At 64.9% G+C, this 22,866-nt stretch carries 26 protein-coding genes, 1 tRNA gene and 1 other RNA gene; 10 read left to right on the top strand and 18 right to left on the bottom strand.

Annotation, left to right across the window (positions count from 1 at the left end; genetic code table 11):
* Nucleotides 1-26: 26 nt before the first annotated feature.
* The 4 genes from dnaJ to hrcA form a co-directional block, all read right to left on the bottom strand.
* Nucleotides 27-1,154, bottom strand: a complete 1,128-nt coding sequence (dnaJ, locus tag KK131_RS00245) for a molecular chaperone DnaJ (protein WP_214554390.1) — start codon at nt 1,152-1,154, stop codon at nt 27-29.
* A gap of 132 nt (nt 1,155-1,286) precedes the next feature.
* Nucleotides 1,287-3,206: a molecular chaperone DnaK gene (dnaK, locus tag KK131_RS00240; protein WP_214554389.1), complete on the bottom strand. Its 1,920-nt coding sequence runs from the start codon at nt 3,204-3,206 to the stop codon at nt 1,287-1,289.
* 156 nt (nt 3,207-3,362) lie between these two features.
* Complete coding sequence (gene grpE / locus KK131_RS00235; protein ID WP_214554388.1) at nt 3,363-3,896, bottom strand: nucleotide exchange factor GrpE; 534 nt, start codon at nt 3,894-3,896, stop codon at nt 3,363-3,365.
* A 78-nt stretch (nt 3,897-3,974) separates the two neighbouring features.
* On the bottom strand, nt 3,975-5,045 hold the full coding sequence (gene hrcA / locus KK131_RS00230) for a heat-inducible transcriptional repressor HrcA (protein ID WP_214554387.1): 1,071 nt from the start codon (nt 5,043-5,045) through the stop codon (nt 3,975-3,977).
* 123 nt (nt 5,046-5,168) lie between these two features.
* Here hrcA and recN point away from each other — a divergent pair, with 123 nt between their 5' ends.
* The gene (gene recN, locus KK131_RS00225; RefSeq protein WP_214554385.1) at nt 5,169-6,842 is read left to right on the top strand and encodes a DNA repair protein RecN; all 1,674 of its coding nucleotides are present in this window, start codon (nt 5,169-5,171) and stop codon (nt 6,840-6,842) included.
* Between the two features lie 15 nt (nt 6,843-6,857).
* Here recN and KK131_RS00220 read toward each other — a convergent pair whose 3' ends face one another.
* On the bottom strand, nt 6,858-7,493 hold the full coding sequence (locus KK131_RS00220; RefSeq protein ID WP_214554383.1) for a response regulator transcription factor: 636 nt from the start codon (nt 7,491-7,493) through the stop codon (nt 6,858-6,860).
* Between the two features lie 96 nt (nt 7,494-7,589).
* On the opposite strand from KK131_RS00220, the gene KK131_RS00215 reads away from it, so the two are divergent.
* Nucleotides 7,590-9,188: an MASE1 domain-containing protein gene (locus tag KK131_RS00215; protein ID WP_214554382.1), complete on the top strand. Its 1,599-nt coding sequence runs from the start codon at nt 7,590-7,592 to the stop codon at nt 9,186-9,188.
* Between the two features lie 297 nt (nt 9,189-9,485).
* On the opposite strand, the gene fur is transcribed toward KK131_RS00215, so the two are convergent.
* On the bottom strand, nt 9,486-9,911 hold the full coding sequence (fur, locus tag KK131_RS00210) for a ferric iron uptake transcriptional regulator (RefSeq protein ID WP_056385637.1): 426 nt from the start codon (nt 9,909-9,911) through the stop codon (nt 9,486-9,488).
* 75 nt (nt 9,912-9,986) lie between these two features.
* Between fur and bamE the strand changes: the two genes are divergently transcribed.
* Nucleotides 9,987-10,457, top strand: a complete 471-nt coding sequence (bamE, locus tag KK131_RS00205) for an outer membrane protein assembly factor BamE (protein ID WP_214554381.1) — start codon at nt 9,987-9,989, stop codon at nt 10,455-10,457.
* Nucleotides 10,458-10,477: 20 nt separating this feature from the next.
* On the opposite strand, the gene KK131_RS00200 is transcribed toward bamE, so the two are convergent.
* On the bottom strand, nt 10,478-10,756 hold the full coding sequence (locus tag KK131_RS00200) for an RnfH family protein (RefSeq protein WP_214554380.1): 279 nt from the start codon (nt 10,754-10,756) through the stop codon (nt 10,478-10,480).
* On the bottom strand, nt 10,749-11,180 hold the full coding sequence (locus KK131_RS00195; protein WP_214554379.1) for a type II toxin-antitoxin system RatA family toxin: 432 nt from the start codon (nt 11,178-11,180) through the stop codon (nt 10,749-10,751). The genes KK131_RS00200 and KK131_RS00195 overlap by 8 nt, the downstream gene beginning before the upstream one ends.
* A gap of 138 nt (nt 11,181-11,318) precedes the next feature.
* Between KK131_RS00195 and smpB the strand changes: the two genes are divergently transcribed.
* Complete coding sequence (smpB, locus tag KK131_RS00190) at nt 11,319-11,810, top strand: SsrA-binding protein SmpB (RefSeq protein ID WP_214554378.1); 492 nt, start codon at nt 11,319-11,321, stop codon at nt 11,808-11,810.
* 53 nt (nt 11,811-11,863) lie between these two features.
* Here smpB and ssrA read toward each other — a convergent pair.
* Nucleotides 11,864-12,218, bottom strand: a transfer-messenger RNA (tmRNA) gene (ssrA, locus tag KK131_RS00185).
* Between the two features lie 201 nt (nt 12,219-12,419).
* Between ssrA and KK131_RS00180 the strand changes: the two genes are divergently transcribed.
* Together KK131_RS00180 and KK131_RS00175 are read left to right on the top strand one after the other, a co-directional pair.
* Nucleotides 12,420-12,743 (top strand): cytochrome c, encoded by a 324-nt coding sequence (locus KK131_RS00180; protein ID WP_214554376.1) that lies wholly within the window; start codon nt 12,420-12,422, stop codon nt 12,741-12,743.
* A 19-nt stretch (nt 12,744-12,762) separates the two neighbouring features.
* Nucleotides 12,763-13,116, top strand: a complete 354-nt coding sequence (locus KK131_RS00175) for a cytochrome c (protein WP_214554374.1) — start codon at nt 12,763-12,765, stop codon at nt 13,114-13,116.
* Nucleotides 13,117-13,190: 74 nt separating this feature from the next.
* Here the strand turns inward: KK131_RS00175 and KK131_RS00170 are convergent, their stop codons facing one another.
* Entirely contained in the window at nt 13,191-13,799 is a 609-nt protein-coding gene (locus KK131_RS00170) for a NifU family protein (protein ID WP_214554372.1), read from the bottom strand.
* 154 nt (nt 13,800-13,953) lie between these two features.
* On the opposite strand from KK131_RS00170, the gene KK131_RS00165 reads away from it, so the two are divergent.
* Nucleotides 13,954-14,298, top strand: coding sequence for a 4a-hydroxytetrahydrobiopterin dehydratase (locus KK131_RS00165; RefSeq protein ID WP_214554370.1), 345 nt, complete (start codon nt 13,954-13,956; stop codon nt 14,296-14,298).
* Here the strand turns inward: KK131_RS00165 and KK131_RS00160 are convergent, their stop codons facing one another.
* Nucleotides 14,299-15,297: an RluA family pseudouridine synthase gene (locus KK131_RS00160; RefSeq protein WP_214556603.1), complete on the bottom strand. Its 999-nt coding sequence runs from the start codon at nt 15,295-15,297 to the stop codon at nt 14,299-14,301. It lies immediately after the preceding gene.
* A 334-nt stretch (nt 15,298-15,631) separates the two neighbouring features.
* On the opposite strand from KK131_RS00160, the gene KK131_RS00155 reads away from it, so the two are divergent.
* The gene (locus KK131_RS00155) at nt 15,632-18,832 is read left to right on the top strand and encodes an Rne/Rng family ribonuclease (RefSeq protein WP_214554368.1); all 3,201 of its coding nucleotides are present in this window, start codon (nt 15,632-15,634) and stop codon (nt 18,830-18,832) included.
* 81 nt (nt 18,833-18,913) lie between these two features.
* Here the strand turns inward: KK131_RS00155 and KK131_RS00150 are convergent, their stop codons facing one another.
* Complete coding sequence (locus tag KK131_RS00150; protein ID WP_214556602.1) at nt 18,914-19,567, bottom strand: response regulator; 654 nt, start codon at nt 19,565-19,567, stop codon at nt 18,914-18,916.
* A gap of 31 nt (nt 19,568-19,598) precedes the next feature.
* The gene (locus KK131_RS17585; RefSeq protein ID WP_250887161.1) at nt 19,599-19,988 is read right to left on the bottom strand and encodes a hypothetical protein; all 390 of its coding nucleotides are present in this window, start codon (nt 19,986-19,988) and stop codon (nt 19,599-19,601) included.
* Between the two features lie 231 nt (nt 19,989-20,219).
* Here KK131_RS17585 and KK131_RS00140 point away from each other — a divergent pair, with 231 nt between their 5' ends.
* A complete protein-coding gene (locus KK131_RS00140) occupies nt 20,220-20,477 on the top strand; it encodes a hypothetical protein (RefSeq protein ID WP_214554365.1) in 258 nt (85 codons plus the stop codon).
* Nucleotides 20,478-20,593: 116 nt separating this feature from the next.
* Here KK131_RS00140 and KK131_RS00135 read toward each other — a convergent pair whose 3' ends face one another.
* On the bottom strand, nt 20,594-20,773 hold the full coding sequence (locus KK131_RS00135; protein ID WP_214554363.1) for a DUF3606 domain-containing protein: 180 nt from the start codon (nt 20,771-20,773) through the stop codon (nt 20,594-20,596).
* On the bottom strand, nt 20,770-21,012 hold the full coding sequence (locus KK131_RS00130; RefSeq protein ID WP_214554361.1) for a hypothetical protein: 243 nt from the start codon (nt 21,010-21,012) through the stop codon (nt 20,770-20,772). Before KK131_RS00130 ends, KK131_RS00135 begins: the two co-directional genes overlap by 4 nt.
* A 149-nt stretch (nt 21,013-21,161) precedes the next feature.
* On the opposite strand from KK131_RS00130, the gene KK131_RS17700 reads away from it, so the two are divergent.
* Complete coding sequence (locus tag KK131_RS17700) at nt 21,162-21,290, top strand: hypothetical protein (protein WP_284731437.1); 129 nt, start codon at nt 21,162-21,164, stop codon at nt 21,288-21,290.
* A gap of 155 nt (nt 21,291-21,445) precedes the next feature.
* Here KK131_RS17700 and KK131_RS00125 read toward each other — a convergent pair.
* From KK131_RS00125 to tpiA, 3 genes are all read right to left on the bottom strand, one after another.
* Nucleotides 21,446-21,530, bottom strand: a tRNA-Leu gene (locus KK131_RS00125).
* 11 nt (nt 21,531-21,541) lie between these two features.
* The gene (gene secG / locus KK131_RS00120) at nt 21,542-22,003 is read right to left on the bottom strand and encodes a preprotein translocase subunit SecG (protein ID WP_214554359.1); all 462 of its coding nucleotides are present in this window, start codon (nt 22,001-22,003) and stop codon (nt 21,542-21,544) included.
* 7 nt (nt 22,004-22,010) lie between these two features.
* The gene (gene tpiA, locus KK131_RS00115) at nt 22,011-22,778 is read right to left on the bottom strand and encodes a triose-phosphate isomerase (RefSeq protein ID WP_214554357.1); all 768 of its coding nucleotides are present in this window, start codon (nt 22,776-22,778) and stop codon (nt 22,011-22,013) included.
* Between the last annotated feature and the right edge of the window lie 88 nt (nt 22,779-22,866).

Here is a 22,866-nt window from a genome sequence, read left to right as displayed (position 1 = left end):
GCACATGCTAGCGGGGGCGATGGCTTTTACGCGGTGACCCGCGACCAGAATTTCTTCACGCCGTCGACCCAGCCCTTGGCGCGCGGGGTGTGCTTGCCTGCGTCGCTGCTGTCGAAGGTGGCCTCCAGCGACTCCAGCAATTCTCGCTGCTGCTTGGTCAATCGCACCGGCGTCTCCACCACCACGCGGCAGATCAGGTCGCCGTGGCGACTGCTGCGCACCGACTTGACGCCACGGCCGCGCAGGCGGAACTGGGTGCCGGTCTGTGTCTCCGGCGGAATGCTGACCGGCACTTCGCCTTCCAGCGTCGGCACCGGCAGTTCGGCGCCCAGCGCCGCCTGCGAGAAGCGGATCGGCAATTCGCAGTAAAGGTCGTTGCCGTCGCGCTGGAAGATCGCGTGCTCGCGCACGTGCACTTCCACGTACAGGTCGCCGGCCGGCGCACCGGCCGGGCCCGCCTCGCCCTGCCCGGTCAGGCGGATGCGGTCGCCGTTGTCGACACCCTCGGGGATTTGCACGGACAGCGTGCGGGTTTCCTCGATGCGGCCTTCACCGTGGCATTTCCTGCACGGCTTCTCGATCGCCTGGCCGCTGCCGCCACAGTGCGGGCAGGACTGCTGGATCGAGAAGATGCCGTTCTGCATGCGCACCTGGCCGTGGCCGTTGCAGGTCTTGCACTTGCTGACCTTGCCGTCCTCCGAGCCGCTGCCGTTGCAGTGGTGGCAGTTGACCTGGGTCGGCACCTCGATCTGCCGGCTGACGCCGAACACGGCTTCCTCCAGGTCCAGCTCCATGATGTAGCGCAGGTCGGCGCCGCGCCGCGGCCGGCCGCGCCCGCTGCCACTGCGGCCGAAGATGTCGCCGAAAATGTCACCGAAGATGTCGCCGACGTCGCCGAAACCGGCACCGCCGCGGCCGCCCATGCCGTTCTCGAAGGCGGCGTGGCCGTGCTGGTCGTACATCGCGCGCTTCGAGGCATCGGACAGTACTTCGTAGGCCTCCTTGGCCTCCTTGAACTTGTCCTGTGCCGTGGGATCGTCCGGGCAGCGGTCCGGATGGTATTTCATCGCCAGCCGGCGGAAGGATTTCTTCAGTTCGGCTTCGCCGACGCTGCGCTCGACGCCCAGCACCTCGTAGTAGTCACGCTTGCTCATTCATGCATCCACACTGCTTGTCGCTGCCCTGTCCGGAGAAGTCGACGGTTCCGTATTCCGCTCAACAGACAGCCCGTACCGGGGGTTCCCGGCACGGGCTGGTTCATCGGCCGTGCCGACAACGGTGGCCAATTACTTCTTGTCGTCCTTCACTTCGGTGAACTCGGCGTCGACCACGTCGTCGGGCTGGGCCGAGCCGCCCGGTGCGGATTGTGCGCCGGCATCGGCCGGGCCACCACCCTGTGCGGCGGCGTAAAGCGCTTGCGCCACCTGCTCCAGTTTCTCCACCTTGGCCTCGATCGCCGCCTTGTCGTCGCCGTCCTTGACCTTCTCCAGATCGGACAGCGCGCCCTCGATGCTGCTGAGCTGATCGGCCGGCACCTTGCCGCCGTGCTCCTTCAGCGCGCTGCGGGTCGCGTGCACCAGCTGATCGGCCTTGTTGCGCGTGGCGACGAGCTCGTGGAACTTCTTGTCCTCTTCCTTGTTCGCCTCGGCGTCGGCGACCATCCGCTGGATCTCTTCCTCGGACAGGCCCGAGCCGGCCTTGATCTCGATCTTCTGTTCCTTGCCGGTCTTCTTGTCCTTGGCCGACACGTGCAGGATGCCGTTGGCGTCGATGTCGAAGGTGACCTCGATCTGCGGCATGCCGCGCGGCGCCGGGTCGATGCCCTGCAGGTCGAACTTGCCCAGCGACTTGTTCGCGCTGGCGCGCTCGCGCTCGCCCTGCAGCACGTGCACGGTCACCGCGGTCTGGTTGTCGTCGGCGGTCGAGAAGGTCTGCGAGGCCTTGGTCGGCACCGTGGTGTTCTTCTCGATCAGCTTGGTCATCACGCCGCCCATCGTCTCGATGCCGAGCGACAGCGGGGTGACGTCGAGCAGCAGCACGTCCTTGACCGAACCGCCGAGCACGCCGCCCTGGATCGCTGCGCCCACGGCGACGGCCTCGTCCGGGTTGACGTCCTTGCGCGGCTCCTTGCCGAAGAAGTCCTTCACCGCTTCCTGCACCTTCGGCATGCGGGTCTGGCCGCCGACCAGGATCACGTCGTTGATGTCGGATACGCGCAGGCCGGCATCGTTCAGCGCCGTACGGCACGGCTCGATGGTGCGCTTGATCAGGTCTTCCACCAGCGCCTCGAGCTTGGCCCGGGTCAGCTTGATGTTGAGGTGCTTCGGACCGGACGCATCGGCCGTCACGTACGGCAGGTTCACGTCGGTCTGGTGGTTCGAGGACAGCTCGATCTTGGCGCGCTCGGCGGCGTCCTTCAGGCGCTGCAGCGCGAGCGGGTCCTTGCGCAGGTCGATGCCCTGCTCCTTGTTGAACTCGTCGACGAGGTAGTCGATGACGCGCATGTCGAAGTCCTCGCCGCCGAGGAAGGTGTCGCCGTTGGTGGCCAGCACTTCGAACTGCTTCTCGCCGTCGACTTCGGCGATCTCGATGATCGACACGTCGAAGGTGCCGCCGCCGAGGTCGTACACCGCGATCTTGCGGTCGCCGCCCTTCTTGTCCAGGCCGTAGGCCAGCGCGGCCGCGGTCGGCTCGTTGATGATGCGCTTCACTTCCAGGCCGGCGATCTTGCCGGCGTCCTTGGTCGCCTGGCGCTGGCTGTCGTTGAAGTACGCGGGCACCGTGATCACCGCTTCGGTGATCGTCTCGCCGAGGTAATCCTCGGCGGTCTTCTTCATCTTCATCAGCACTTTGGCGGAGATTTCCTGCGGCGCCATCTTCTTGCCGTCGGAGGTCTGCACCCAGGCGTCGCCGTTATCGTGCGCGATGACGCCATAGGGGACGATGTGCAGGTCTTTCTGCACTTCGGCGTCGGTGAACTTGCGGCCGATCAGGCGCTTCACCGCGTAGAAGGTGTTCTTCGGATTGGTCACGCTCTGGCGCTTGGCCGAAGCGCCCACCAGTACTTCGCCGTCCTTGGTGAAGGCGACGATGGACGGCGTGGTACGGTCGCCTTCCGAGTTCTCGATGACCTTGGTCGTGCTGCCGTCCATCACGGACACGCAGGAGTTGGTCGTGCCCAGGTCGATGCCGATGATCTTGCCCATGTGTAAGCTCTCCAAATTTTTTCTTGCGGCCCCCGCGGCCGCGATGGTTTTCAGATGGGGACCTGCTCTGGCGATTCAATGCCGGCAAGGCCCCGGATGCGATTTCTTGCGCGCGGACCGGCGCGCCATTCAGGCAGGCGCCAGGCGATACGCCGCTCAGTCCTTAGCCACCGCGACCAGCGCGGGGCGCAGCAGGCGGTCGTTCAGCACATAACCTTTCTGCAGCACGCTGACCACGGTGCCCGGCGCCTGGCCCGGCGCCTCGACCATGCTCACCGCGTGGTGGCGTTCCGGATCGAGCGGCTGACCCAGCGGGTCGACCTGCGCCATGCCGTGGTTCTCGGCCACCTTCAGCAGCGCCTTCAGGGTCAGGCCGAGGCCTTCGCGCATCGAGGCGAAGTCGCCGCCCTCGATCGCCAGGCCGCTTTCCAGGCCGTCATAGACCGGCAGCAATTCGCTCAGCAGTTTCTCGTTGGCGAAGCGACGGGCCTGCTCCAGGTCGCGATGCAGGCGGCGGCGCTGGTTTTCCAGTTCCGCGTGTTCGCGCAATACCGTCTCGCGCAACTCGGCATTGCTGGCTTCCAGCTCGGCCACGCGCGCCTGCAGGCCTGCCAGTTCGGTGGTCGTCGACTCGGCGGCTTGGCCCTGGGTCGGCGCCTCGCCCGGCGACTGCGGATCGTTGTTCTGCATGCTCACTCCAAACGATTGTCATGGCCGGCATGCATGCCGACCGTCCAGATTTGCGAGAAACCCCGCCTCCCGCTGCGGTTATAGGGTCGTGGCGGCGCGATTCAAGGCGTCGCTGAGCAATCCGGCGGTGGCCTGCACCACCGGGATCACCCGCTCGTAGGCCATCCGGGTCGGGCCGATCACGCCGACCGCGCCGAGCACACGCCCCTGCGCGCCGTAGCTGGCAGTGACCACGCTGCAGCCATCAAGCGCGGTAAAGCCGGATTCATCGCCGATGAACAGGCGCACGCCCGGCGCCCGGGCGCAGACTTCCATCAGCTGCAGCAATTCATTCTTCTGCTGGAACGCCTCGAACAACTCGCGCAGGCGCTGCATGTCGGCCAGCTCGGAGTAGCCCATCAGGTTGGTCTGGCCACTGACCAGCACGTCCGGACCGCTGGAGCCATTCGCCGGCGGCGCGAACGAGGCGGTGGCCAGTTCCATCGTGCTGGCCAGCAGCTGGTTCAGCTCGCTGCCGGTCTTGCGTACTTCGGCCAGCAGGTGGGCGCGGATGTCGTCCACGCGCAGGCCGGCAAAGTGGCTGTTCAGGTAGTTCGCCGCCTGCTCCAGCTCGCGGCCGTCGAGCGGCCGGGCCAGTTGCACGATGCGGTTCTGCACCTGGTTGTCGCTGAACACCAGGATCACCAGCACCCGCGCATCCGGCAATGCCACGAAATCGATGTGCCGCAGCGGAAAGTCGGCCTGGCGCGGCACCGTGACCACCCCGGCGAAATGGGTCATCGCCGACAGCAGGGTGGAGACATTGCCGAGCAGGTCGCGCGTGGTGGTCGGCCCCGGCGGCAGTTCGCGCTGCAGCCGGGCCATTTCCGCGCGCGGCAGCGGCTGCAGTTCGATCAGACTGTCGACGAACAGGCGCAGGCCGCGCGGCGTCGGTACGCGCCCGGCCGAGGTGTGCGGCGAGGCGACCAGGCCGGCATCCTCGAGATCGGCCATGATGTTGCGGATCGTCGCCGGGCTCACGTCCAGGCCGGACGAACGCGACAACGTGCGCGAGCCAACCGGCTCGCCGTCAACCAGGTACTGGGCGATCAGCGTGCGCAACAGGCTGCGCGCGCGCGAGTCGAGGTCGTGGCCATGCGGGTTGATCATGCTGTTGTAGCAGTCCTTGAGACCCGACAGAAATAAGGTCTGCGCGCGCGGCTTGCAAGTGGAACGTGTCCAGGAGCCATCCGGCTGCCGCTACAATCCCACCACCCCATCATCAGCCTGCCCATGCTCACTTCGCTCTACGTCCGTCATTTTGCCGTCGTCGAAGCCGCCGAGGTCGCGTTCGGCCCGGGCCTGACCGTGGTCAGCGGCGAAACCGGCGCCGGCAAGTCGCTGCTGGTCGACGCGCTGATGCTGCTGGCCGGCGCCCGCGCCGACAGTGGCATGGTGCGCACCGGCAACGACCGCGCGGAACTGGCGGCCGAGTTCGATCTGGCCGACCTGCCCGAGGCCCGCGACTGGCTGCAACGCGAGGAACTCGACGAGGATGGCAGCTGCCAGTTGCGCCGGGTGATCCGTGCCGAGGGCAGCTCCAAGGCCTGGATCAACGGCCGCCCGGCGAACGCCCGCCAGCTTGGCGAACTGGCCGCGCTGCTGGTCGAGATCCACGGCCAGCACGAGCATCAGGCGCTGTTGTCGCGCTCGCACCAGTTGGCCCTGCTGGACGCCTACGCCGGTCACGACGACTTGCTGGCGCAGGTGCGCGACGGTGCCGTGCAATGGCGCGAACTGGGCGCGCGCATGCGCAAGCTCAGCGGTGGCGATGACCGCGGCCAGCGCATCGAACTGCTGCGGCATGAAATCGGCGAACTGGAAAAATGGACGCTACCGCCCGCCGAACTGGACGAACTCGAAGCGAACCACAAGCGCCTCGCCAACGCCGGCCGCCTGGCCGAAGGCACCGCCGGCGTGGTCGAACTGCTCGATGGCGACAGCGAATTCGCGTTGCGCCGCGCACTCGGCCGGGCGCATGCCGAACTGGGCAAGCTTGCCGCGCTCGACGGCCAGCTTGCCCCGCTGCTGGAACTGCTGGACAACGCCGGCATCGAACTCGGCGAAGCCGCCGACGGCCTGGCACGCTATGCGCAGGACGTCGACCTCGACCCGGAGCGCTACACCGAAGTCGACAATCATCTGGCCCGCCTGCACGAGCTGTCACGCCGGCATCGGCTGCCGGTGGCCGAGTTGCACGACCGGTTGGCCGCCTTGCACGCCGAGCTGGTCGAGCTCGAAGGTGCCGGTGACGCACTGGAACAGCTGGCGGCACAACGCCAACGCTTGCAGGACGATTACGCCAGCGCGGCGGCCCGGCTCAGCGGCGCGCGTGCGATGGCCGCCGCCAGGCTTGGCGACGAGGTCAGCGCGCTGATGGCCGAACTGGGCATGGCCGGCGGCCTCTTGCGCGTCGAGCTGGAACCGGCTGCCGGCAGCGAACCGGACCCGCAAGGACTCGAACGCTGCGAACTGCTGGTAAGCGCCAATCCCGGCCAGCCGCCGCGCCCGCTGCGCAAGGTTGCCTCCGGCGGCGAACTGGCACGCATCAGCCTGGCGATCGAAGTCGCCACCCTGGGCAAGGACACCGTCGGCAGCATGATCTTCGACGAGGTCGACACCGGCATCGGCGGCGCCGTCGCCGAAGTGGTCGGGCAGAAACTGCGCGCGCTGGGCGCCCAGCGCCAGGTGCTGTGCGTCACCCACCTGCCGCAGGTGGCTGCCCAGGGCCATGCGCACCTGCGCGTCAGCAAGCACAGCGACGGCGATTCCACCCGCACGCAGATCGAAAGGCTCGACGCCGCCGGTCGCCGCGACGAGCTGGCGCGCATGCTGGGCGGCGTCGAGATCACCCGCGAAACGCGGGCTCACGCGAAGCAGATGCTGGAGCGGGCACAGATCGCCTGATTCGACGAGGCCGTGTCACCCGGCCGGCGACAACATCCCGCGCTCGGTCGCCATCCGGTACAGGTCGAGTTCCGAGCCGGCACCCAGCTTGCCCATCAGGCTGGCGCGATGGATGTAGACCGTCTTCTGCCCGATCCCCAGCTCCGCCGCCACCTGCTTCGGGGCGCGGCCCCCGGCCAGCAGCAGGAAAACCTCGCGCTCGCGTGCGGTCAGCCGGTTGAGAGGGTCCAGCGCCGCATTCGGCCGGTCGGCCCGGCGTTGGCGCAAATCCGAACTGAGGAAACATTCGCCCTGCATCACCGCGCGCAGGCCCGCCACCAGTTCCTCTGGCGCCACGCCCTTGGTGACGTAACCGCTGGCGCCGCGGCGCAACGCCTCGGACACGTACGGCTCGCCATCATGCATGCTCAACACCACGATGTGGGTTTGCGCGTGGACGCTGAGCAGGTGCTCGATCAGCGGCAGCCCACTGCCGTCGGGCAGGGACAGATCCAGCGCGACCAGGTCGGGGCGCCAGTGGCTGACCGCCTCGACCGCATCGTCGGCGCTGCGGCACTCGGCTACCACGTCGAGATCCGACTCCATCTCGATCAGCCGCTTGAAGCCCTCGCGAACGATGGCATGGTCATCGACCAGAACAATGCTGTACATCCCGCTACTTTACACAGGGACCCCGCCGTTATGCACATCCGGCTTGCCGACGGCATGGCCGACCACCGTTGCACGGCGCACATGTAACATCCGCGCATGCGCCTGAAACCCCTACGCCTGCCCGACTCCGGCCCCGTGCTCGCCGCCGGCTACCTGCTGTTGTGGCTGCTGCTGTGGCTGACCGTGCAGCCGTACTGGATGCTGCCGTACGGGTTGCGCTTCGGCGCCCTGCTGCTCACCCCGGTCCGGTACTGGGGCTGGTTGCTGGGCGCCGAACTTGTCGCCACTGCCGGCATCAGCCTGGCCCATGGCCTGCCACTGGGCTGGTTCGGTTTCGCCGTCGACGAGTTGCCTGAGCCGCTGGTGATGGCCGCCGGCCTGTGGCTGCTGCGGCGATTCAACCTGCATGCCAGCCTGCACAGCCCGCAGGAGGTCACCCGTCTGCTGCTTTCCGTGGTGCTGGTGGTGACCGCCACCACCGCCGTCGATGCCGCACTGCTGGCGCTGGTCAGCACGCCGAGCTCGCCCGAACTGATGATCCGCGTGCTCGGCGAGGAACTGCTCAGCCATTACCTGGGCATCCTGCTGATCGTGCCGTTGATGATCATGCTGTTGCGTACCCGGATCGAGCAGCGCGCCCTGGCCAGCCTGTTCATGGATGGGCTGCTGGTGATGCTGCCTTCCATGACGATCCTGCTGGTGCTGTCCGAGCAGGCCGCGCCCCAGCCGCAATTCGCCCGCGTGCTGTCGCTGGCGCCGGTGCTGTTCTTCGCTTTCCGCCACGGCTGGCGCGGCGCCAGTCTGGCCATGCTCATCACCAGTCTCGGCATGACCCTGGTTGACCAGCATCTGGGTCATGCCCCGTCGAACGCCGCGGCCTACCTGTTTCTTGCGGTGGCCGGAACCGGTGCGCTGATGCTGGGGTCGGCCACCGATGCGTTGCGTCGAAGCAGCGAACGCGTGGCCGAGCAGAACATCTACCTGGGCGCGGTCAACCGTCGGCTGGACCAACTGGCCCATCAACTGCGCGACGCCGCCCGCGGCAACCTGCAGGCGGACGAAAACCAGCGTCGCCACCTGGCCGCCGAACTGCACGACGAACTGGGCCAGAACATTACCGCGATCCAGACCCATGTGAAGCTGGCCCAGGCGCGCCTGCACCAAGCCGGCATGGAGGACATCAGCACTTCGATCAATACCATCCTGGCGCATATGCGGCGCGCCCTGCACCGCCTGCTGGACGACTTGCGCCCCGCCGTGCTCGATGAGTTCGGGTTGCTGCGCGCCCTTGATGAAGGCCCCATCCGCGATCTGCTGAACACCGCCGGGATGACCTACCACACCGAACTGCACGGCGACCCCCGCCTGCTGGACGACGACACCCGCACCGCGATCTACCGGCTGGTGCAGGAAAGCGCGACCAATGCCGTCAAGCATGCCAAGGCCAGCGAGTTCAGGCTGCGCCTGCGTATCGGCGAGCGCCAGGGCATCGCGGTGGCCCTGCTCGACCTGCGCGACGACGGCACCGGCCTGCCCAGCCGCCTGCCCCGCGGTGGTCGCGGCCTGCAAGGCATGCGCGACAGGGTCACCTCGCTCGGCGGACAGTTCCGACTGCGTCCCGCTCCGGCCGGTGTGCACCTGCGGATTTTGCTGCGGGGCAACAACAATCCTCCCGAGATTGGTCGGCAAAACTAGGAATTTTTCCGATACCGGAAACGTGAAGCCGTCGTTAGCATCTGTCCATCGATGTGGGGGAGCCACCATCGCAAGATGGTGGATCAGAGTCACCGTGGGGACGGGGGCTCTGAAACAACGGCAGGAGGCCGTTTCGCCGCTACCTGGCGAGAGTCAAAAGGCAACAGCGAGCCATTCGCGTTGCCAACCGACAGGTAGGGGAGCAGCCGCGGGCGGACAGGAGTCCTCCTCGCGGCTTTTTTATGCCCGTTTTACCGTCTGGCATTCCTGGCGGAGCCCAAGATAGTCGCGACTCTTCTAGCCTTTGCGAGGAGCGCGCTGCTTCGGCCGCACGTACAGCACCAGACTGTGATCCTCGATCACATAGCCGTGCTTCGCCGCGATCTCGTGCTGCAGGCGCTCGATCTCCTCGCTGACGAACTCAATCACTTTCCCGCTGTCCACATCGATCATGTGATCGTGATGCTTGCCGCGGTCCAGTTCGTAGACAGCCTGGCCACCTTCGAAATTGTGCTTGACGATGATGCCTGCCGCCTCGAACTGGGTCAGCACGCGGTACACCGTGGCCAGGCCGATGTCTTCCTGGTGGGCAAGCAGTTTCTTGTAGACGTCTTCGGCGGTGAGGTGCTGGACGCCCTCCTCGTCGAAGATCTGCAGGATGCGCATGCGCGGGTGGGTCACCTTGAGGCCAACCCTGCGCAGCTCTTTGGTTTCCTGTTCCATGACCCACCCCCGCACACGGCGATTCCGAGCCGGTAGTGTATCATCCGACACCTTCATGATCCGGACGCAACACGCATGCAAAAGCTGATCACCCTGCTGGTTTTCGCCGTGCTGGCGCTTTCCATTGCCGGTTGCCATATCGTCTACAAACCCGACGTGCAGCAAGGCAACCTGCTCGACAAGAAAACGGTGGATCAGCTCAAGCCCGGCATGACCAAGCGCCAGGTGCTGGTGCTGATGGGTACGCCTTCGGTGAGCACGCCGTTCGACCAGAGCCGTTGGGACTACGTGTCGACCCTGTCGCACCGTGGCAGCGCCATGAAAGTGCGCACGTTCACCCTGACCTTCAACAATGACACGCTGGTGCGCACCGAGGGCGACTTCTTTGCGCAGGATGCCCAGCAACTGGTCAAGGACAGCAAGAAGTACAACGCCGGCTATCCGGTCAACGAGACCCAGGGCGACAAGAGCACGTCGCCGGACGACAAGAAGAATGACGGCGGTTTCGGCCAGGGCGACAACCCGGGCAGCAACGACGGCCATTGATCGGGGCGGCTCGCCCTGCCCTAACGGGCACGCCGGCGACGCGCTTCCATCGGATCAAGCAGCAGCGGCCGGTAGATCTCGATCCGGTCGCCTTCCCGCACAAGCCGGTCCGGCGCCACTTTTCGAGCGAAGACGCCTAGGCGGGCCGGATCGACCGCACCGCCCGGAAGCATGGTGACGATCCCCGAGGCGTCGATGGCCTGCATCACCGTGCAGCCATCGGCCAGTTCGACCCGACGCCGGATCGGCCGTTCCGTCCCCGCGTAAACCACTTCGACGCGGATCGTACGCTCAGCCATAGACACGCTCGGCCTCTCGGCAGAAGTCGTCCACCATGCGTCCGGCCAGTCCCTGGAAACCCAGCTTCAGCGCACCACCACCGAGCCGGCCGGCGTAGTCGAAATCCAGCGCAAACGCGACCTTGCAGCCGGCATCGCCGAGGGCGATGAAGTCCCACACGCCCTCAAGGCTGCGGAACGGGCCGTCGACCAGGTCCATCCGCAGGCGCCGCGGCGGATCGATCGTATTGCGCGTTGTGAAGCTCTGGTGGAGCCCTGCAAACTTGAGATCCAGTCGTGCCACCAGCACATCCTCCTTGCGCTCGGTGACCTCGGCGGCGGCACACCAAGAGAAGCGCTTTGGGTATGCTTCAACGTCATTGACCAGGTCGAACATCTGCGCTGGCGAATACTTCACCAACGCGCTGCGACGAATTTCGATCACGGCAACCCTCGATGGTTCTTGCATTCATCCCTGAGTGCGAGGATCAAGAAGCAGCCATCCATGGCTGCACCTATTGAATGAGCCCGTTCCCAACGGAACAGGGCAGACCACAGGGCGACGCGCCCGAGTTTAACGGACATGGCCAAGACAAAGGACAAGGACAACAAGGGCGGCGGCACCATCGCGCTCAACAAGCGTGCGCGCTTCGAGTACCACATCGACCAGCGCTTCGAGGCCGGCGTCGCGCTGCAGGGCTGGGAGCTGAAAGCATTGCGTGCGGGGCGGATCAATTTCGGCGACAGTTACGCGGTCGTCCTGAAGAACGAGATCTTCCTGGTCGGCGCATCGATTCCGCCATTGATCAGCGCCTCCACCCACGTCATCGCCGAGGACCGGCGCACCCGCAAGCTGCTGCTGCACCGCAAGGAGATCGACCAACTGGTCGGCGCCGTCGAGCGCAAGGGCTACACCCTGGTGCCCACCGCCATGTACTGGAAAGGCAACAAGGTGAAGGTCGAGATCGGCCTCGCCCGCGGCAAGCAGGAACACGACAAGCGCGACACCGAAAAGCAGCGCGACTGGCAGATCGAGAAGCAACGCACCATGCGTTCGCACAATCGCGCCGCCTGAATCCGCCGCAGTCTAACCATAAAAAAACCCCCGATCGCTCGGGGGTTTTGCGTTGGTGGAGGTGGCGGGAGTCGAACCCGCGTCCGAAGGCGTTAAATGCCCGGATCTACATGCTTAGCTCACCGTTCGATCTCGTTCCGCGACAAGCACGATGGGCGAAGCGCACCGCGGAACCAGCCTGATTGATCTAGCCTAGAACCGCCAGGCAGCAGCGTTCGGCGATCTCATGGTAATGACCCTACACCGACGAGCATGAGCACAAGTGGGTTCGGGGCTTACGCCTTAAGCGGCGAGAGCGTAGTTGTCGTCGTTGGCAACTATGAGTTTGCTGCTGGATTAACGAGGAAAGCTGCCCCCTCGGCATGCACCAAGTCATCTCACTACCCCCGTCGAAGCCAGGACACCCCCGGGGAAAACGATATGACCACGCCAGTATATGGGGGCGATGGTCACAACGGCAATGTCGGTCGATGCAGTCGGCACGAGTGCCCGATGGGCTGCGCAAACATTGACCATTCCTGAGCGGAGTGTTGTTCACGCGTTAAAGCAACGTCTATACTTGGTGGCTTACATGACCCTGTACCTGTCGCACTCGTGGGAATGATCTCGATGACTCGATTGCAATTGCTTGGCCTGGCCGTGGCCACAGCCTTCTTCGCCACCACCAGCGTTCACGCTGAAGGCGACAAGGCCGCCGGACGCAAACTCATTTATACGTGCGCTGGTTGCCATGGGATACCTGGCTACACCAACGCCTACCCGCAGTACCCGGTGCCGAAGATCGCTGGCCAGAACGAGCAGTACATCGTCAATGCGCTGCAGGGTTACCAGAGCGGCGACCGCAAGCACCCGACCATGGATGCGCAGGCGCAGAGCCTGTCCGCGACGGACATCCAGAACATTGCCGCCTATCTTTCCAGTCTCGCCAAGTAAGCTGCCAAGGACTTCCCGCATGAAACGTGCGATTACCCTGCTTTCATTCGGCGCCATCCTGGCGTTCGCTTCCACCCAGCTGCTTGCCACCGGCAACGCCGAGAACGGCAAGCAGAAGGCAGCCACCTGCTTCGCCTGCCATGGTGTCGACGGCAATTCGATCGATCCGCAGTACCCACGCCTCGCTGGCCAGTACAGCCTGTATCTGCAGCAAGTGCTGCACGAGTACAAGGATGGCCAGCGCAATAATCCGATCATGAAAGGCATGGTAGCCACGCTGTCCGACCAGGACATCGAGGACGTCGCCGCGTATTTCTCCGGCCTGCCGAGCAAGCTCGATACGCTGAAGGGCCACGTCAGCGGCGACAAGTAAACCCGCTGCCGCGTTGCAGGAAAACAAAGGCCCGCTTCGGCGGGCCTTTAGTTTTTGCGCGATCCGGACCAGGTTCAGGCAATTGCCGACTTGCCCTCGGCCTTGCTGTAGTAAGGCTTTTCGCCGACGGCGTGGTTGGTGGCGTCGCGCACTGCGGTGATTTCCGGCACCCGCTCGCGCAAGGTCTTTTCCACGCCCTGCTTCAGCGTCACGTCGACCATGCCGCAGCCGTGGCAGCCGCCGCCGAACTGCAGCAGCACCGCACCGTCGGCATCGATCTCCAGCAGGCTGACGCGGCCGCCGTGCGAGGCCAGCTTCGGGTTGATCTCCGCCTCCAGCACGTAGCGCACACGCTCGATCAGGCCCGCTTCCGCCCCAGGCACATCGCCCTTGATCTTCGGCGCGCGGATGTTGAGCTGGCCGCCGGTGGCATTCGGCTCGAAGTCGATGCTGGCGTGGTCCAGCCAACTGGCGCTGTCGCCGTCGACATGGAAGTCGAAGCCGGCGCACTCGATCGTCCACTCCCCGCCGGCCAGGTCCGCGGGCTCGCAGAATTCCAGTTCGCAGTTGGCCGCCGGCGTGCCCGGCGAAGTCACCCGCAGGCGGATACCCAGCCCGTCGATGCCCTGCTGTGAGAGAAGCCGCAGAAAATGCTGCTGCGCGCGTTCGGAAATGTCGATCATGCCTGCTCCAGTATCGCCCAACGGGTGCCGGTAGGCCTTACCGGCGAAACAGCACCATTTTAGTCCTGTTTCGAGTTCCATGCGCGCTTTGACTTTTGCGCGCACAACTTCGACGCTTCGCATCCTCAAGACTTTCAGCCCCGACGGAGATCCCATGAACGTAAACGATCTGGCCACCCGGCACTGTCAGCCGCGCAAGGGCAAGGAGCATGCGCTGGGCGGTGCGCAGGTGGCCGAGCTGTTGCAGCAACTGCCGTCGGGCTGGCAGTTGCGCAGTGACGGTGCAGCCATCGTCAAGGATTTCAGGTTTGCCGACTTCCATCACACGCTGGGCTTCATCAACGCGGTGGGCTTCATGGCCAATCAGGAAGACCATCACCCGGACCTCGAAGCCGGCTACGGCCATTGCCAGGTGTTGTGGTCGACTCACGACGTTGGCGGACTGTCGCTGAACGATTTCATCTGCGCCGCGCGGGTCGAGGCTTTGCTGGCGCGCTGATCAGAAGTCGGTGCGCGACTTTTCCTTCATCCAGAGCAGCCGCTTGCCTTTCACCGACAGCACGTCGAGGAAATCCTTCAGATCGTCCGGCAGCGGCGCGGAAAAGCTGTAAGAGCGCCCGTCCAGGTCGAAGCTCATGTGCGAGGCGTGCAGGAACATCCGGTTCAGGCCCATTTCGCGGAAGCGCTTGTTCATCTCGCGATCGCCGTATTTCGGGTCGCCGGCCAGCGGGTGGCCGATATGTGCCGCATGCACGCGGATCTGGTGGGTGCGGCCGGTGCCCAGCGTGGCCTGCATCAGGCGGGCGCTGGGGTACTGTTCCATTTCACGGAAAAACGTCAGCGATGGCTTGCCGTTGTCGGCTACTCGCACCATCCGCTCGCCGCCCTGCATGACCGATTTCAACAACGGTGCGTTGACGTCGAACTTCGCCTTGGACGGGTGGCCGAGCATCAGGCACAGATACTGTTTGGTGACTTCGCCGGCGCGGATCGCCGCCTGCAGGCCGGTCAGCCCGGCCCGCGTACGGGCAAACACCAGCACGCCGCTGGTATCGCGGTCGAGCCGGTGCACCAGTTCCAGGTGTTCCTGCGGTCGGGCCGCGCGCAGCAGCTCGATCGTGCCATGGCTGACCCCGCTGCCGCCGTGGCTGGCCACGCCGGCGGGTTTGTCGATGACCAGAAAGTGCTTGTCCTCGAAAATGACCGAATCGGCCACGGATGCCACCAGGCCGCTGGCGGGCATACGGCCCTCTGGCCTTTCCGCCACCCGCACAGGGGGAATTCGCAGCGTATCACCATCAGCGAGACGCGTATCCGGCTTGGCCCGCTTGCCGTTCACGCGTACCTGGCCGGTACGCAAAAGCCGGTAAATCATGCTCTTGGGCACGCCCTTGAGCAGGGTCACCAGCGCATTGTCGATGCGCTGACCGTCCCGCTCGGGGCCGATCTCGACTTGACGTACACCGTGAGGTGCGTCATGGGAAGTTGCCGTCTGCATTGAAAAAAACCTGCTTAAATAGGATACTCGGCGGGCGCTACATTCTGCCCATCGAAGTCTGGATCGGGTCGAATGCCCGCCCGTAACGTCGGCGAGGATTGCTCCGGTGCCTTCGGGCGGCCGGTCGCGACTCCCTTTCATCGTAACGGTTTGGGCCGCTGTTTGTCCGATGCCATTGCGGTGTCGGGGCGGCGGGCGCAGCTGACCGAATCATCCCGACGCCGGAAACGGTGCCGTTTTTTTGCCGCTTAACCGCAGCGGCGCGATCCCCGGCAGGCCGCCATTGTGGCGCCACCGTGGCGCGCGACGCGCGGCCAAGCCGAGGATTACCACCATGAAACGTATGTTGATCAACGCGACTCAGCGTGAAGAGTTGCGCGTGGCCATTGTCGATGGCCAGAATCTGTACGACCTGGACATCGAAATCCCTTCGCGGGAACAGAAAAAGTCCAATATTTACAAGGGTCGAATCACTCGAGTTGAGGCTTCACTCGAAGCCTGCTTCGTCGAGTATGGCGCCGAACGCCACGGCTTCCTGCCGCTGAAGGAAATCTCCCGCGATTACTTCACCCCTGGCCTGGACCCGCACAAGGCGAACATCCGCGAACTGATCAAGGAAGGTCAGGAAGTCGTCGTGCAGGTGGAAAAGGAAGAACGCGGCAACAAGGGCGCTGCCCTGACCACGTTCATCAGCCTGGCCGGCCGCTACATGGTGCTGATGCCGAACAACCCGAAGGCCGGCGGCGTCTCGCGCCGGATCGAGGGCGAGGATCGGCAGGCGCTGAAGGAAGCGCTCGACCACGTCACCGTGCCTGACGACGTCGGCCTGATCGTGCGCACCGCCGGCCTCGGCCGCGACGCCGAAGAACTGCAGTGGGACCTGGACTACCTGCTGCAGCTGTGGAAGTCGATCTCCGAAGCGGCCAGCAAGCAGAAGGCGCCGTTCCTGATCTATCAGGAGTCGAAGCTGTTCATCCGTGCCCTGCGCGACTACCTGCGCAGCGACATCGGCGAAATCCTGATCGACGACGAATCGCTGTACAACGACGCCCGCGACTTCATGCAGCAGGTGATGCCGAACGCGCTGCGCAAGCTCAAGCTGTACCGCGACGACACCCCGTTGTTCACCCGCTACCAGATCGAGACGCAGATCGAGAGCGCGTTCGACCGCCAGGTACGCCTGCCGTCGGGCGGTTCGATCGTGATCGACCAGACCGAAGCGCTGACCGCGATCGACGTCAACTCGTCCAAGGCGACCAAGGGCAGCGACATCGAGGAAACGGCGTTCAACACCAATTGCGAGGCAGCGGTGGAAATCGCCCGCCAGGCGCGCATCCGCGATGCCGGCGGCCTGCTGGTGATCGACTTCATCGACATGGACAGCCCGAAGCACCAGCGTGAAGTGGAAGATCGCCTGAAGGATGCGCTGAAACTGGACCGCGCCCGCGTACAGATCGGCCGCATTTCGCGCTTCGGTCTGCTCGAGATGTCGCGCCAGCGGCTGCGCCCGAGCCTTGGTGAGGCGACCCAGATCACCTGCCCGCGCTGCGAAGGTCACGGCCACATCCGCGGCGTGGAATCGCTGTCGCTGTCGACCCTGCGCCTGATCGAAGAACATGCGATGAAGGACAACACCGGCCAAGTGCTGGTGCAGGCACCGAGCAGCGTCGCGAACTTCCTGCTCAACGAGAAGCGTGCCAGCGTGGTCGAGATCGAATTGCGCCACAAGGTGCACGTGATGATCGTCGCCGACGAGAAGCTGGAAACCCCGCACATCGAGATTCAGCGCATCCGCGAAGCGGACATGGGCGAACACAGCAAGCCCAGCTACGAGCGCTTGACTGCAGTGGAAACAGCCGAGCTGCCGAAGATGGGCCAGGCCCTGGGCAGCGGCGAACAGCCTGCGGTGAGCGGTATCGTGCCAGCCAGCCCCGCTCCGGTGCGCGAAGAAATCGTCGCACCAGTTGCCTCGGCACAGCCCGCTGCGCGGCGTCAGCCGGTGGCGGCACCGGCCGCACGTACCGCACCGACCGGCGGCGTCATCGCACGCCTGCTGGGCTGGTTCCGCAACGCGGAAGCGGCGGCACCGGCACCGGCGCCGCAGCGCGCTGACAACAATAGCGACGGCGGCAACCGCAATCGTCGCGACGAACGCGGCAATCGCGCGGTCAATAGTACGAACGCGTCATCGTCGCGCCCGCCGCGGCGCGAAACGACCCAGCAAGGCTCGCCGAAATCCGCCGCCCAGCAGCAGGCCCGCAGCAACCGTCAGCGCAACAACGAGGCTCAATCGCGTCCGCCTCAGCAGGCACAAGTACAGACTGCCAAGGCAGAGCGCCAGCCCAAGCCGGCCACGGGCGAAAGCAATCAGGCACGAGCGGGCGAGCGCAAGCCGGGCCCGCAGCAGCAGGCGAAAACCGAACGACAGCCGCGGGTCGCCACGAATGAGCGCCCCATCGCCGCTCCGCTGGACGACGCGGCCAAAGAAGCCGAACTTCTGCTCACGCTGCCGGCCGCATCGACCGTACCGGAGTCCGCCGAGAACGCCATGGATGCAGATGGCAGCCAGTCGCGCCGTCGTCGCGGGCGTCGCGGTGGTCGCCGCCGCCGCCGTCATGACGAAGCCGGCGCGAACGGCGTGAGCATCGACAGCGAGCAGGCACAGGCACTCGATGACGAGGATCGTGACGAAACCACTGCTGCTTCTGCCACGGCGGTCACCCCGGTCGTGCGCAACGAACAACCGCCGCGTGAATCGTCGTCCGCGACCATGGCTTCAGGCGACGTGGCCGTGGCCGTGGCCGACCATGCCATGCCTATGCCGGCAGTTCGCCAACCGATGGCCGCCCAGCCGATCGAAAAGCCCGCCGCTACCACGGTTGCGGCGGCAGTCAGTGCCGCCATGCCCGCCGCCACGGCGTTCAACCTGCCTACCCTGCCGCCGATCCCCGATCAGGTGAAGTCTGCGGCGGCAACGAACGCCGCTGATGAGCAGGATATCGTCAGGGTCACCCCCACGGCTGTTCCCGCTGCACCGAAGCCTCAAGTCACTTCGACCAATGTGCACCAGGTGGAAGGGGTAGAATCCGCCCCCGTCGCACCAGCAACCATCGCTACGACCACGGTGACGCCGACGACGATCGATGGACGGGCCTTCGCCGAGGAACTAGCGGCGGTGCGGGCCGCCCCGGTAGCAGCGACTCCGGCAGCAGGCCCGACAGTCGTTGCTTCTGTGACTCCCGCCCCGATTGCAACGCCAATTGCTGCATCGTCTGCAGCGACGTCCCCGACGGGGACAACTCCGGTCCCCGCCCGGCAGGAAGACCATCCAGCCAGCGCGGCGATACCTGCAGCCACGGTCGACGTTTCGGAAAAACCGATGGTTGCCAGCCCGATAGCTTCGCTGCCGCTGCCCAAGCAAGGCGACTTGCTGGCCCCGGCAAAGCCGACACCGTCGGCTGACGAAGCAGGCAAGCCGGCATCGTCGCTGTCGCACGACGAGCCTGACGCACACAAGAACGACTCGCACGGCTGAGCCGCCGCGGCACCGGGCAACACAATAAAAAACCGGACGCGCGTCCGGTTTTTTATTGCCTCGAGCCACGCGGCAACGCGATCAGTTGCCGACGTGGTGATTCGGTGTATCGATCAGACCGTGCACCGTCATCAGATGGGCCAGGCTGAGCACATGGTCCACATGCAGCTTTTCCATCAGGCGTTGCTTGTAGGTGGATACGGTTTTCGGGCTCAGATTGAGCTGCTCGCCGATGATGGTCAGCGGCTTGCCGCGTACCAGCATCATCGCCACCTCAAGTTCGCGGCTGGACAGCACGTCGAACGGCGAGGCGCTGCCGTCGAGGGTGGCCAATGCAAGCTGCTGCGCAACTGCCGGGGCAAGATAGCGACGGCCGCCGGCCACCTGGCGCACTGCAGATACCAGCTCATCGGCACTGCAGCCCTTGGTCAGGTAACCAAGCGCGCCGGCATCGAGCAGGCGCTTGGGAAAGCGTGCGTCATCGACCACCGTCACGATGACGACATGCGTGGACATTTTCGAGCGGCAGACGCGCTCGGTGAGTTCGATCCCGCTCATGCCGGGCATGTGCACGTCGACCAGGGCGATGTCCGGCGCCAGCGTCCGGATCAGGTGCAGGCCCTCTTCGGCACTGCCCGCTTCGCCGCTGACATTGATGTCCGGCTGTTGCTGCAGGATCATTCGAAAGCCGGTGCGAACCAGCTCGTGATCGTCCACCAGAACCACATTGATCACTTGACGCCCTCCTTGGTTGGGCTGCATGAAATTAGGCCGCACAGCGCCCCATTGCAAGCAGTTCGGTGCTTCCGTTGTCCGCCCATGAGATGCTGGCCGTGACGTGCCGTGCCGGCAACATGCAGAAATGCCTCAGGCGCGGTTTCGGCGCCTGGCCGAACAATGCTCGGGCAGCCGGCGTGTCGCGGGTATTGGCTTCGCTTTCGGTGCCGTCGTCGGCATAACGCGCCAGCAGGATCGTGGAAATCGGCCCCGGCATTTCCACGCGAACCCGGCGCCCGAGGCGCTGATGCTCGTCGCGAGCCATTTCCCGGGCAAGCTTGATCGCCGCCCCCAGCTGCAGGTCACTGAACAACGTGATCCGGCAGCGGCAAACACGCCAGCCGCCCGCAGCCGATTGCTTCAGCGAAATCGTCACCATGACACCCACTCCCCTTCTGGTGAGGAACCTGGTAGCGACACGACCAGCCAGCCGTTCAATACCTTCGCCGTCCGGACACAATGTGTCACGGCCGGAAGGCTCGATATGTCGGCCGCCACCCACACTCGTTGTGCGGGAAGCGCGGTGCGACATCCTGCGGGTTCGAGTCCATGGCGAACCCGCCGAGACTGACTTCACGCGTCATGTTCCCGCAGTCGGATCTGTCTGATCATGCGCATGAAGGGCGAGCCGGTGCGCCACAACCCGGTCGTGATGGACGATCAGGCGGTCCAGGTAGCGTTTCTGCCGTTCAACAAGGTCACGCGCGGTCACGGTGCTGAGACCGGCTTGCGATACGCGTTGCAAATGCAGCTCGTCCAGAACCAAAAGTCGACGAGCTTCCTCGATGCGTTTATCGAGTTCGGCCACCACCTGCATTTGAGCCTTCCCGCCATCCTGTTCCCCCTTTTTTACATGCCCCGACCATGATCTGACCGTGAAAATTTGGGGTGTCCAGGCAGGGATCCGGATGGACGGAGAGCTTGTCCAGATCGGGTGCCGTGAATCGTGGCAAGTCAGCGGGAAATGCTGCGGAGTCAAATCAGTCAGGTCCGGGGGTTGGAATCAAGCCACGGAAGATACAGCCCCACCACGCCGACCTCGGTGCTGCCGGTGGCGCGCACCGCTTCGACCAGCTCGCGGTCGCTGCAACTGAAGCAACCGCACCAGTGGGCGCGGCTCAGCCGGTCGCGAAGATTTATCCGCTCGGGCGCGCTCGCCCTCACGCCGTGGCGCCCGTCCAGTTACCCTGCGGCTTCTGGTAGTAGCTGGCCAGGGGCACGATCGCGCCAGCGTCATGCATCTCTACCCGTGTGGTGAGGCCAGAGTCCAGGTGTTCAGCTCGAGCGGCATCCCTCGCCCGCGTGATGGCGGGGCCGAGGTGCAGTCCGTCCGCGAGCGTGATGCCCATGTAGGAGACGCTCCACAGCCCGCTTTCGTTCTGCTTGATGGCGTAGACGATCATGCGCGGCACCCTATGCAGGAAAGGTTGCCCCGATCGTAGGTCCGTGCTGACAGAGGGCAGTCCGAGCCTGACTCACGGGGCACCGGCATATTGGCGGCGCCCGCACTTGGACGGGATCGGCAGATCGCGCCACGGCGTGTAGGCGAAGGATGATCAGCACCGTGCTGCAGGGAGTTTGTCCAGACCCGCGCGCCAAGGGATTGCTGCAGTTACTCGAAGTGGTGTTCTACGACGATCTGAATGAAGAACAGCTCGACCCAATCGAATCCGATTTCTGATCAGCCGTAACCTGCAAACTTCATGTCATCGAACCCCGCAATGTTGAGCGAATCTTGTCGGGTTGCAGCAACGCATTGAATCAGACATTCAGACACAAAAAACCCCGCTGTTATGCGGGGTTCCGTGTGCTTCAGAGACTTCCTGAAACGTCTATTGGTGCCCAAGAGGGGACTCGAACCCCTACGACTTGCGTCGCTACCACCTCAAGGTAGTGCGTCTACCAGTTCCGCCACCTGGGCAGGTGTGTTGCTCAGTGCTTGGCCGGCGGCTTGGTGGCTGCCGGTACCTCGCCCTGACTCTGGGTCGGGGCGGGGGTTGCCGCCGGCTGTGCGGCCGGGACGGCGTTGTTGGTTGCACCGGGGGCCGCCGCTGGCACTTCCGAGCCGGCCGCCGGTGCGGCCGGGGTCGTCTTGCCGGCAGCCGGTTTGTCGGCGAGCGCGGCCATCACGCCCAGATCTTCCGCATTGGTATGCGGTGCGCCGTTGCCATGCAGGTAGATACCCATGCCGAGGCTGAGCAGGAAGAACAAACCCGCAAGCACGCCGGTGGCACGCGTCAGGAACGTGGACGAACCACGTGCGCCAAACACCGTGGCCGATGCGCCGCCACCGAAGCCCGAACCGGCGTCGGCACCCGCGCCGTTCTGCAGCAGGATCAGCACGATCATCGCCGCAGCGATCAGAATGTAAAACACGCTGAAAATGACGAACATAAGGTTTCTATTGAGCCTGTAGCGACTGATGCGCCGCGGCGCAGATTCCAAGGAAGTCGGATGCGGTCAGAGAGGCACCGCCGATCAGCCCTCCATCCACGTCCGCCTGCGCGAACAATTCCGCGGCATTGGCCGCCTTGACGCTGCCGCCGTAAAGCAGTCGGGTCAGACGGGCAATCATAACATCTTCCTTTTCCAGTTGGCTACGAATGAAGGCATGCACCTGCTGCGCCTGCTCCGGACTGGCGGTATGGCCGCTGCCGATCGCCCAGACCGGTTCGTAGGCGATTACCGCGGTGTCGAAACTGGCCACGCCATTGAGCGCCAGCACCGCCTGCAGCTGCCGTGCGATGACCGCTTCGGTTTCACCAGTTTTACGCTGCTCCAGGGTTTCGCCCAGGCACAGGATCGGCGTCAGGCCGCCGGCACGGGCTGCGGCAAATTTGCGCGCGACCAGTTCGTCGCCCTCGCCGTGGTACTGGCGGCGCTCGGAATGGCCGACCAGCACCCAGCGCGCGCCAACATCCGCCAGCATGGCGGCGGAGACTTCGCCGGTATACGCGCCCTGCCCCTCATGCTCGCTGACGTCCTGCGCGCCAACGCCCAGGCCGGAATCGGCGTGCTGCCAAGCCAGTTCGGCCACGTAGGGAAACGGCGGGAATACGGCCACATCGATATCGTCCGGCATGCCTGCGGCGACGTCGTTCACCAGGGCCTTGGCCATCGAACGGCTGCCGTGCATTTTCCAGTTGCCGGCGACGAATTTCTTGCGCATGTGCTGCTTCCGTTGCGGTCAAACGGCAAGCTTACCGATGGCCCAGGATATGGGCAAACCTGCGCAGACTACTGGCGCCGGTCGGCCG

This window comes from Rhodanobacter sp. LX-99 (genome assembly GCF_018599185.1).
GTDB lineage: Bacteria > Pseudomonadota > Gammaproteobacteria > Xanthomonadales > Rhodanobacteraceae > Rhodanobacter.
The sequence above is the reverse complement of the archived record's forward strand: the minus strand, read 5'-3'. Positions and strand labels throughout refer to the sequence as shown.

What these genes read in the sequence shown, in the direction of transcription:
- KK131_RS00165 (WP_214554370.1), top strand. Translation starts at nt 13,954, where the DNA reads ATGAACGTAAACGATCTGGCCACCCGGCACTGTCAGCCGCGCAAGGGC.
- KK131_RS00200 (WP_214554380.1), bottom strand. Translation starts at nt 10,756, where the DNA reads ATGGCTGAGCGTACGATCCGCGTCGAAGTGGTTTACGCGGGGACGGAA.
- recN (WP_214554385.1), top strand. Translation starts at nt 5,169, where the DNA reads ATGCTCACTTCGCTCTACGTCCGTCATTTTGCCGTCGTCGAAGCCGCC.
- bamE (WP_214554381.1), top strand. Translation starts at nt 9,987, where the DNA reads ATGCAAAAGCTGATCACCCTGCTGGTTTTCGCCGTGCTGGCGCTTTCC.
- KK131_RS00180 (WP_214554376.1), top strand. Translation starts at nt 12,420, where the DNA reads ATGACTCGATTGCAATTGCTTGGCCTGGCCGTGGCCACAGCCTTCTTC.
- secG (WP_214554359.1), bottom strand. Translation starts at nt 22,003, where the DNA reads ATGTTCGTCATTTTCAGCGTGTTTTACATTCTGATCGCTGCGGCGATG.
- tpiA (WP_214554357.1), bottom strand. Translation starts at nt 22,778, where the DNA reads ATGCGCAAGAAATTCGTCGCCGGCAACTGGAAAATGCACGGCAGCCGT.
- KK131_RS17585 (WP_250887161.1), bottom strand. Translation starts at nt 19,988, where the DNA reads ATGGTGACGATTTCGCTGAAGCAATCGGCTGCGGGCGGCTGGCGTGTT.
- KK131_RS00155 (WP_214554368.1), top strand. Translation starts at nt 15,632, where the DNA reads ATGAAACGTATGTTGATCAACGCGACTCAGCGTGAAGAGTTGCGCGTG.
- KK131_RS17700 (WP_284731437.1), top strand. Translation starts at nt 21,162, where the DNA reads ATGATCAGCACCGTGCTGCAGGGAGTTTGTCCAGACCCGCGCGCCAAG.
- fur (WP_056385637.1), bottom strand. Translation starts at nt 9,911, where the DNA reads ATGGAACAGGAAACCAAAGAGCTGCGCAGGGTTGGCCTCAAGGTGACC.
- dnaK (WP_214554389.1), bottom strand. Translation starts at nt 3,206, where the DNA reads ATGGGCAAGATCATCGGCATCGACCTGGGCACGACCAACTCCTGCGTG.
- grpE (WP_214554388.1), bottom strand. Translation starts at nt 3,896, where the DNA reads ATGCAGAACAACGATCCGCAGTCGCCGGGCGAGGCGCCGACCCAGGGC.
- KK131_RS00170 (WP_214554372.1), bottom strand. Translation starts at nt 13,799, where the DNA reads ATGATCGACATTTCCGAACGCGCGCAGCAGCATTTTCTGCGGCTTCTC.
- dnaJ (WP_214554390.1), bottom strand. Translation starts at nt 1,154, where the DNA reads ATGAGCAAGCGTGACTACTACGAGGTGCTGGGCGTCGAGCGCAGCGTC.
- KK131_RS00130 (WP_214554361.1), bottom strand. Translation starts at nt 21,012, where the DNA reads ATGATCGTCTACGCCATCAAGCAGAACGAAAGCGGGCTGTGGAGCGTC.
- KK131_RS00175 (WP_214554374.1), top strand. Translation starts at nt 12,763, where the DNA reads ATGAAACGTGCGATTACCCTGCTTTCATTCGGCGCCATCCTGGCGTTC.
- KK131_RS00140 (WP_214554365.1), top strand. Translation starts at nt 20,220, where the DNA reads ATGCGCATGAAGGGCGAGCCGGTGCGCCACAACCCGGTCGTGATGGAC.
- KK131_RS00215 (WP_214554382.1), top strand. Translation starts at nt 7,590, where the DNA reads ATGCGCCTGAAACCCCTACGCCTGCCCGACTCCGGCCCCGTGCTCGCC.
- KK131_RS00160 (WP_214556603.1), bottom strand. Translation starts at nt 15,297, where the DNA reads ATGCAGACGGCAACTTCCCATGACGCACCTCACGGTGTACGTCAAGTC.
- smpB (WP_214554378.1), top strand. Translation starts at nt 11,319, where the DNA reads ATGGCCAAGACAAAGGACAAGGACAACAAGGGCGGCGGCACCATCGCG.
- hrcA (WP_214554387.1), bottom strand. Translation starts at nt 5,045, where the DNA reads ATGATCAACCCGCATGGCCACGACCTCGACTCGCGCGCGCGCAGCCTG.
- KK131_RS00220 (WP_214554383.1), bottom strand. Translation starts at nt 7,493, where the DNA reads ATGTACAGCATTGTTCTGGTCGATGACCATGCCATCGTTCGCGAGGGC.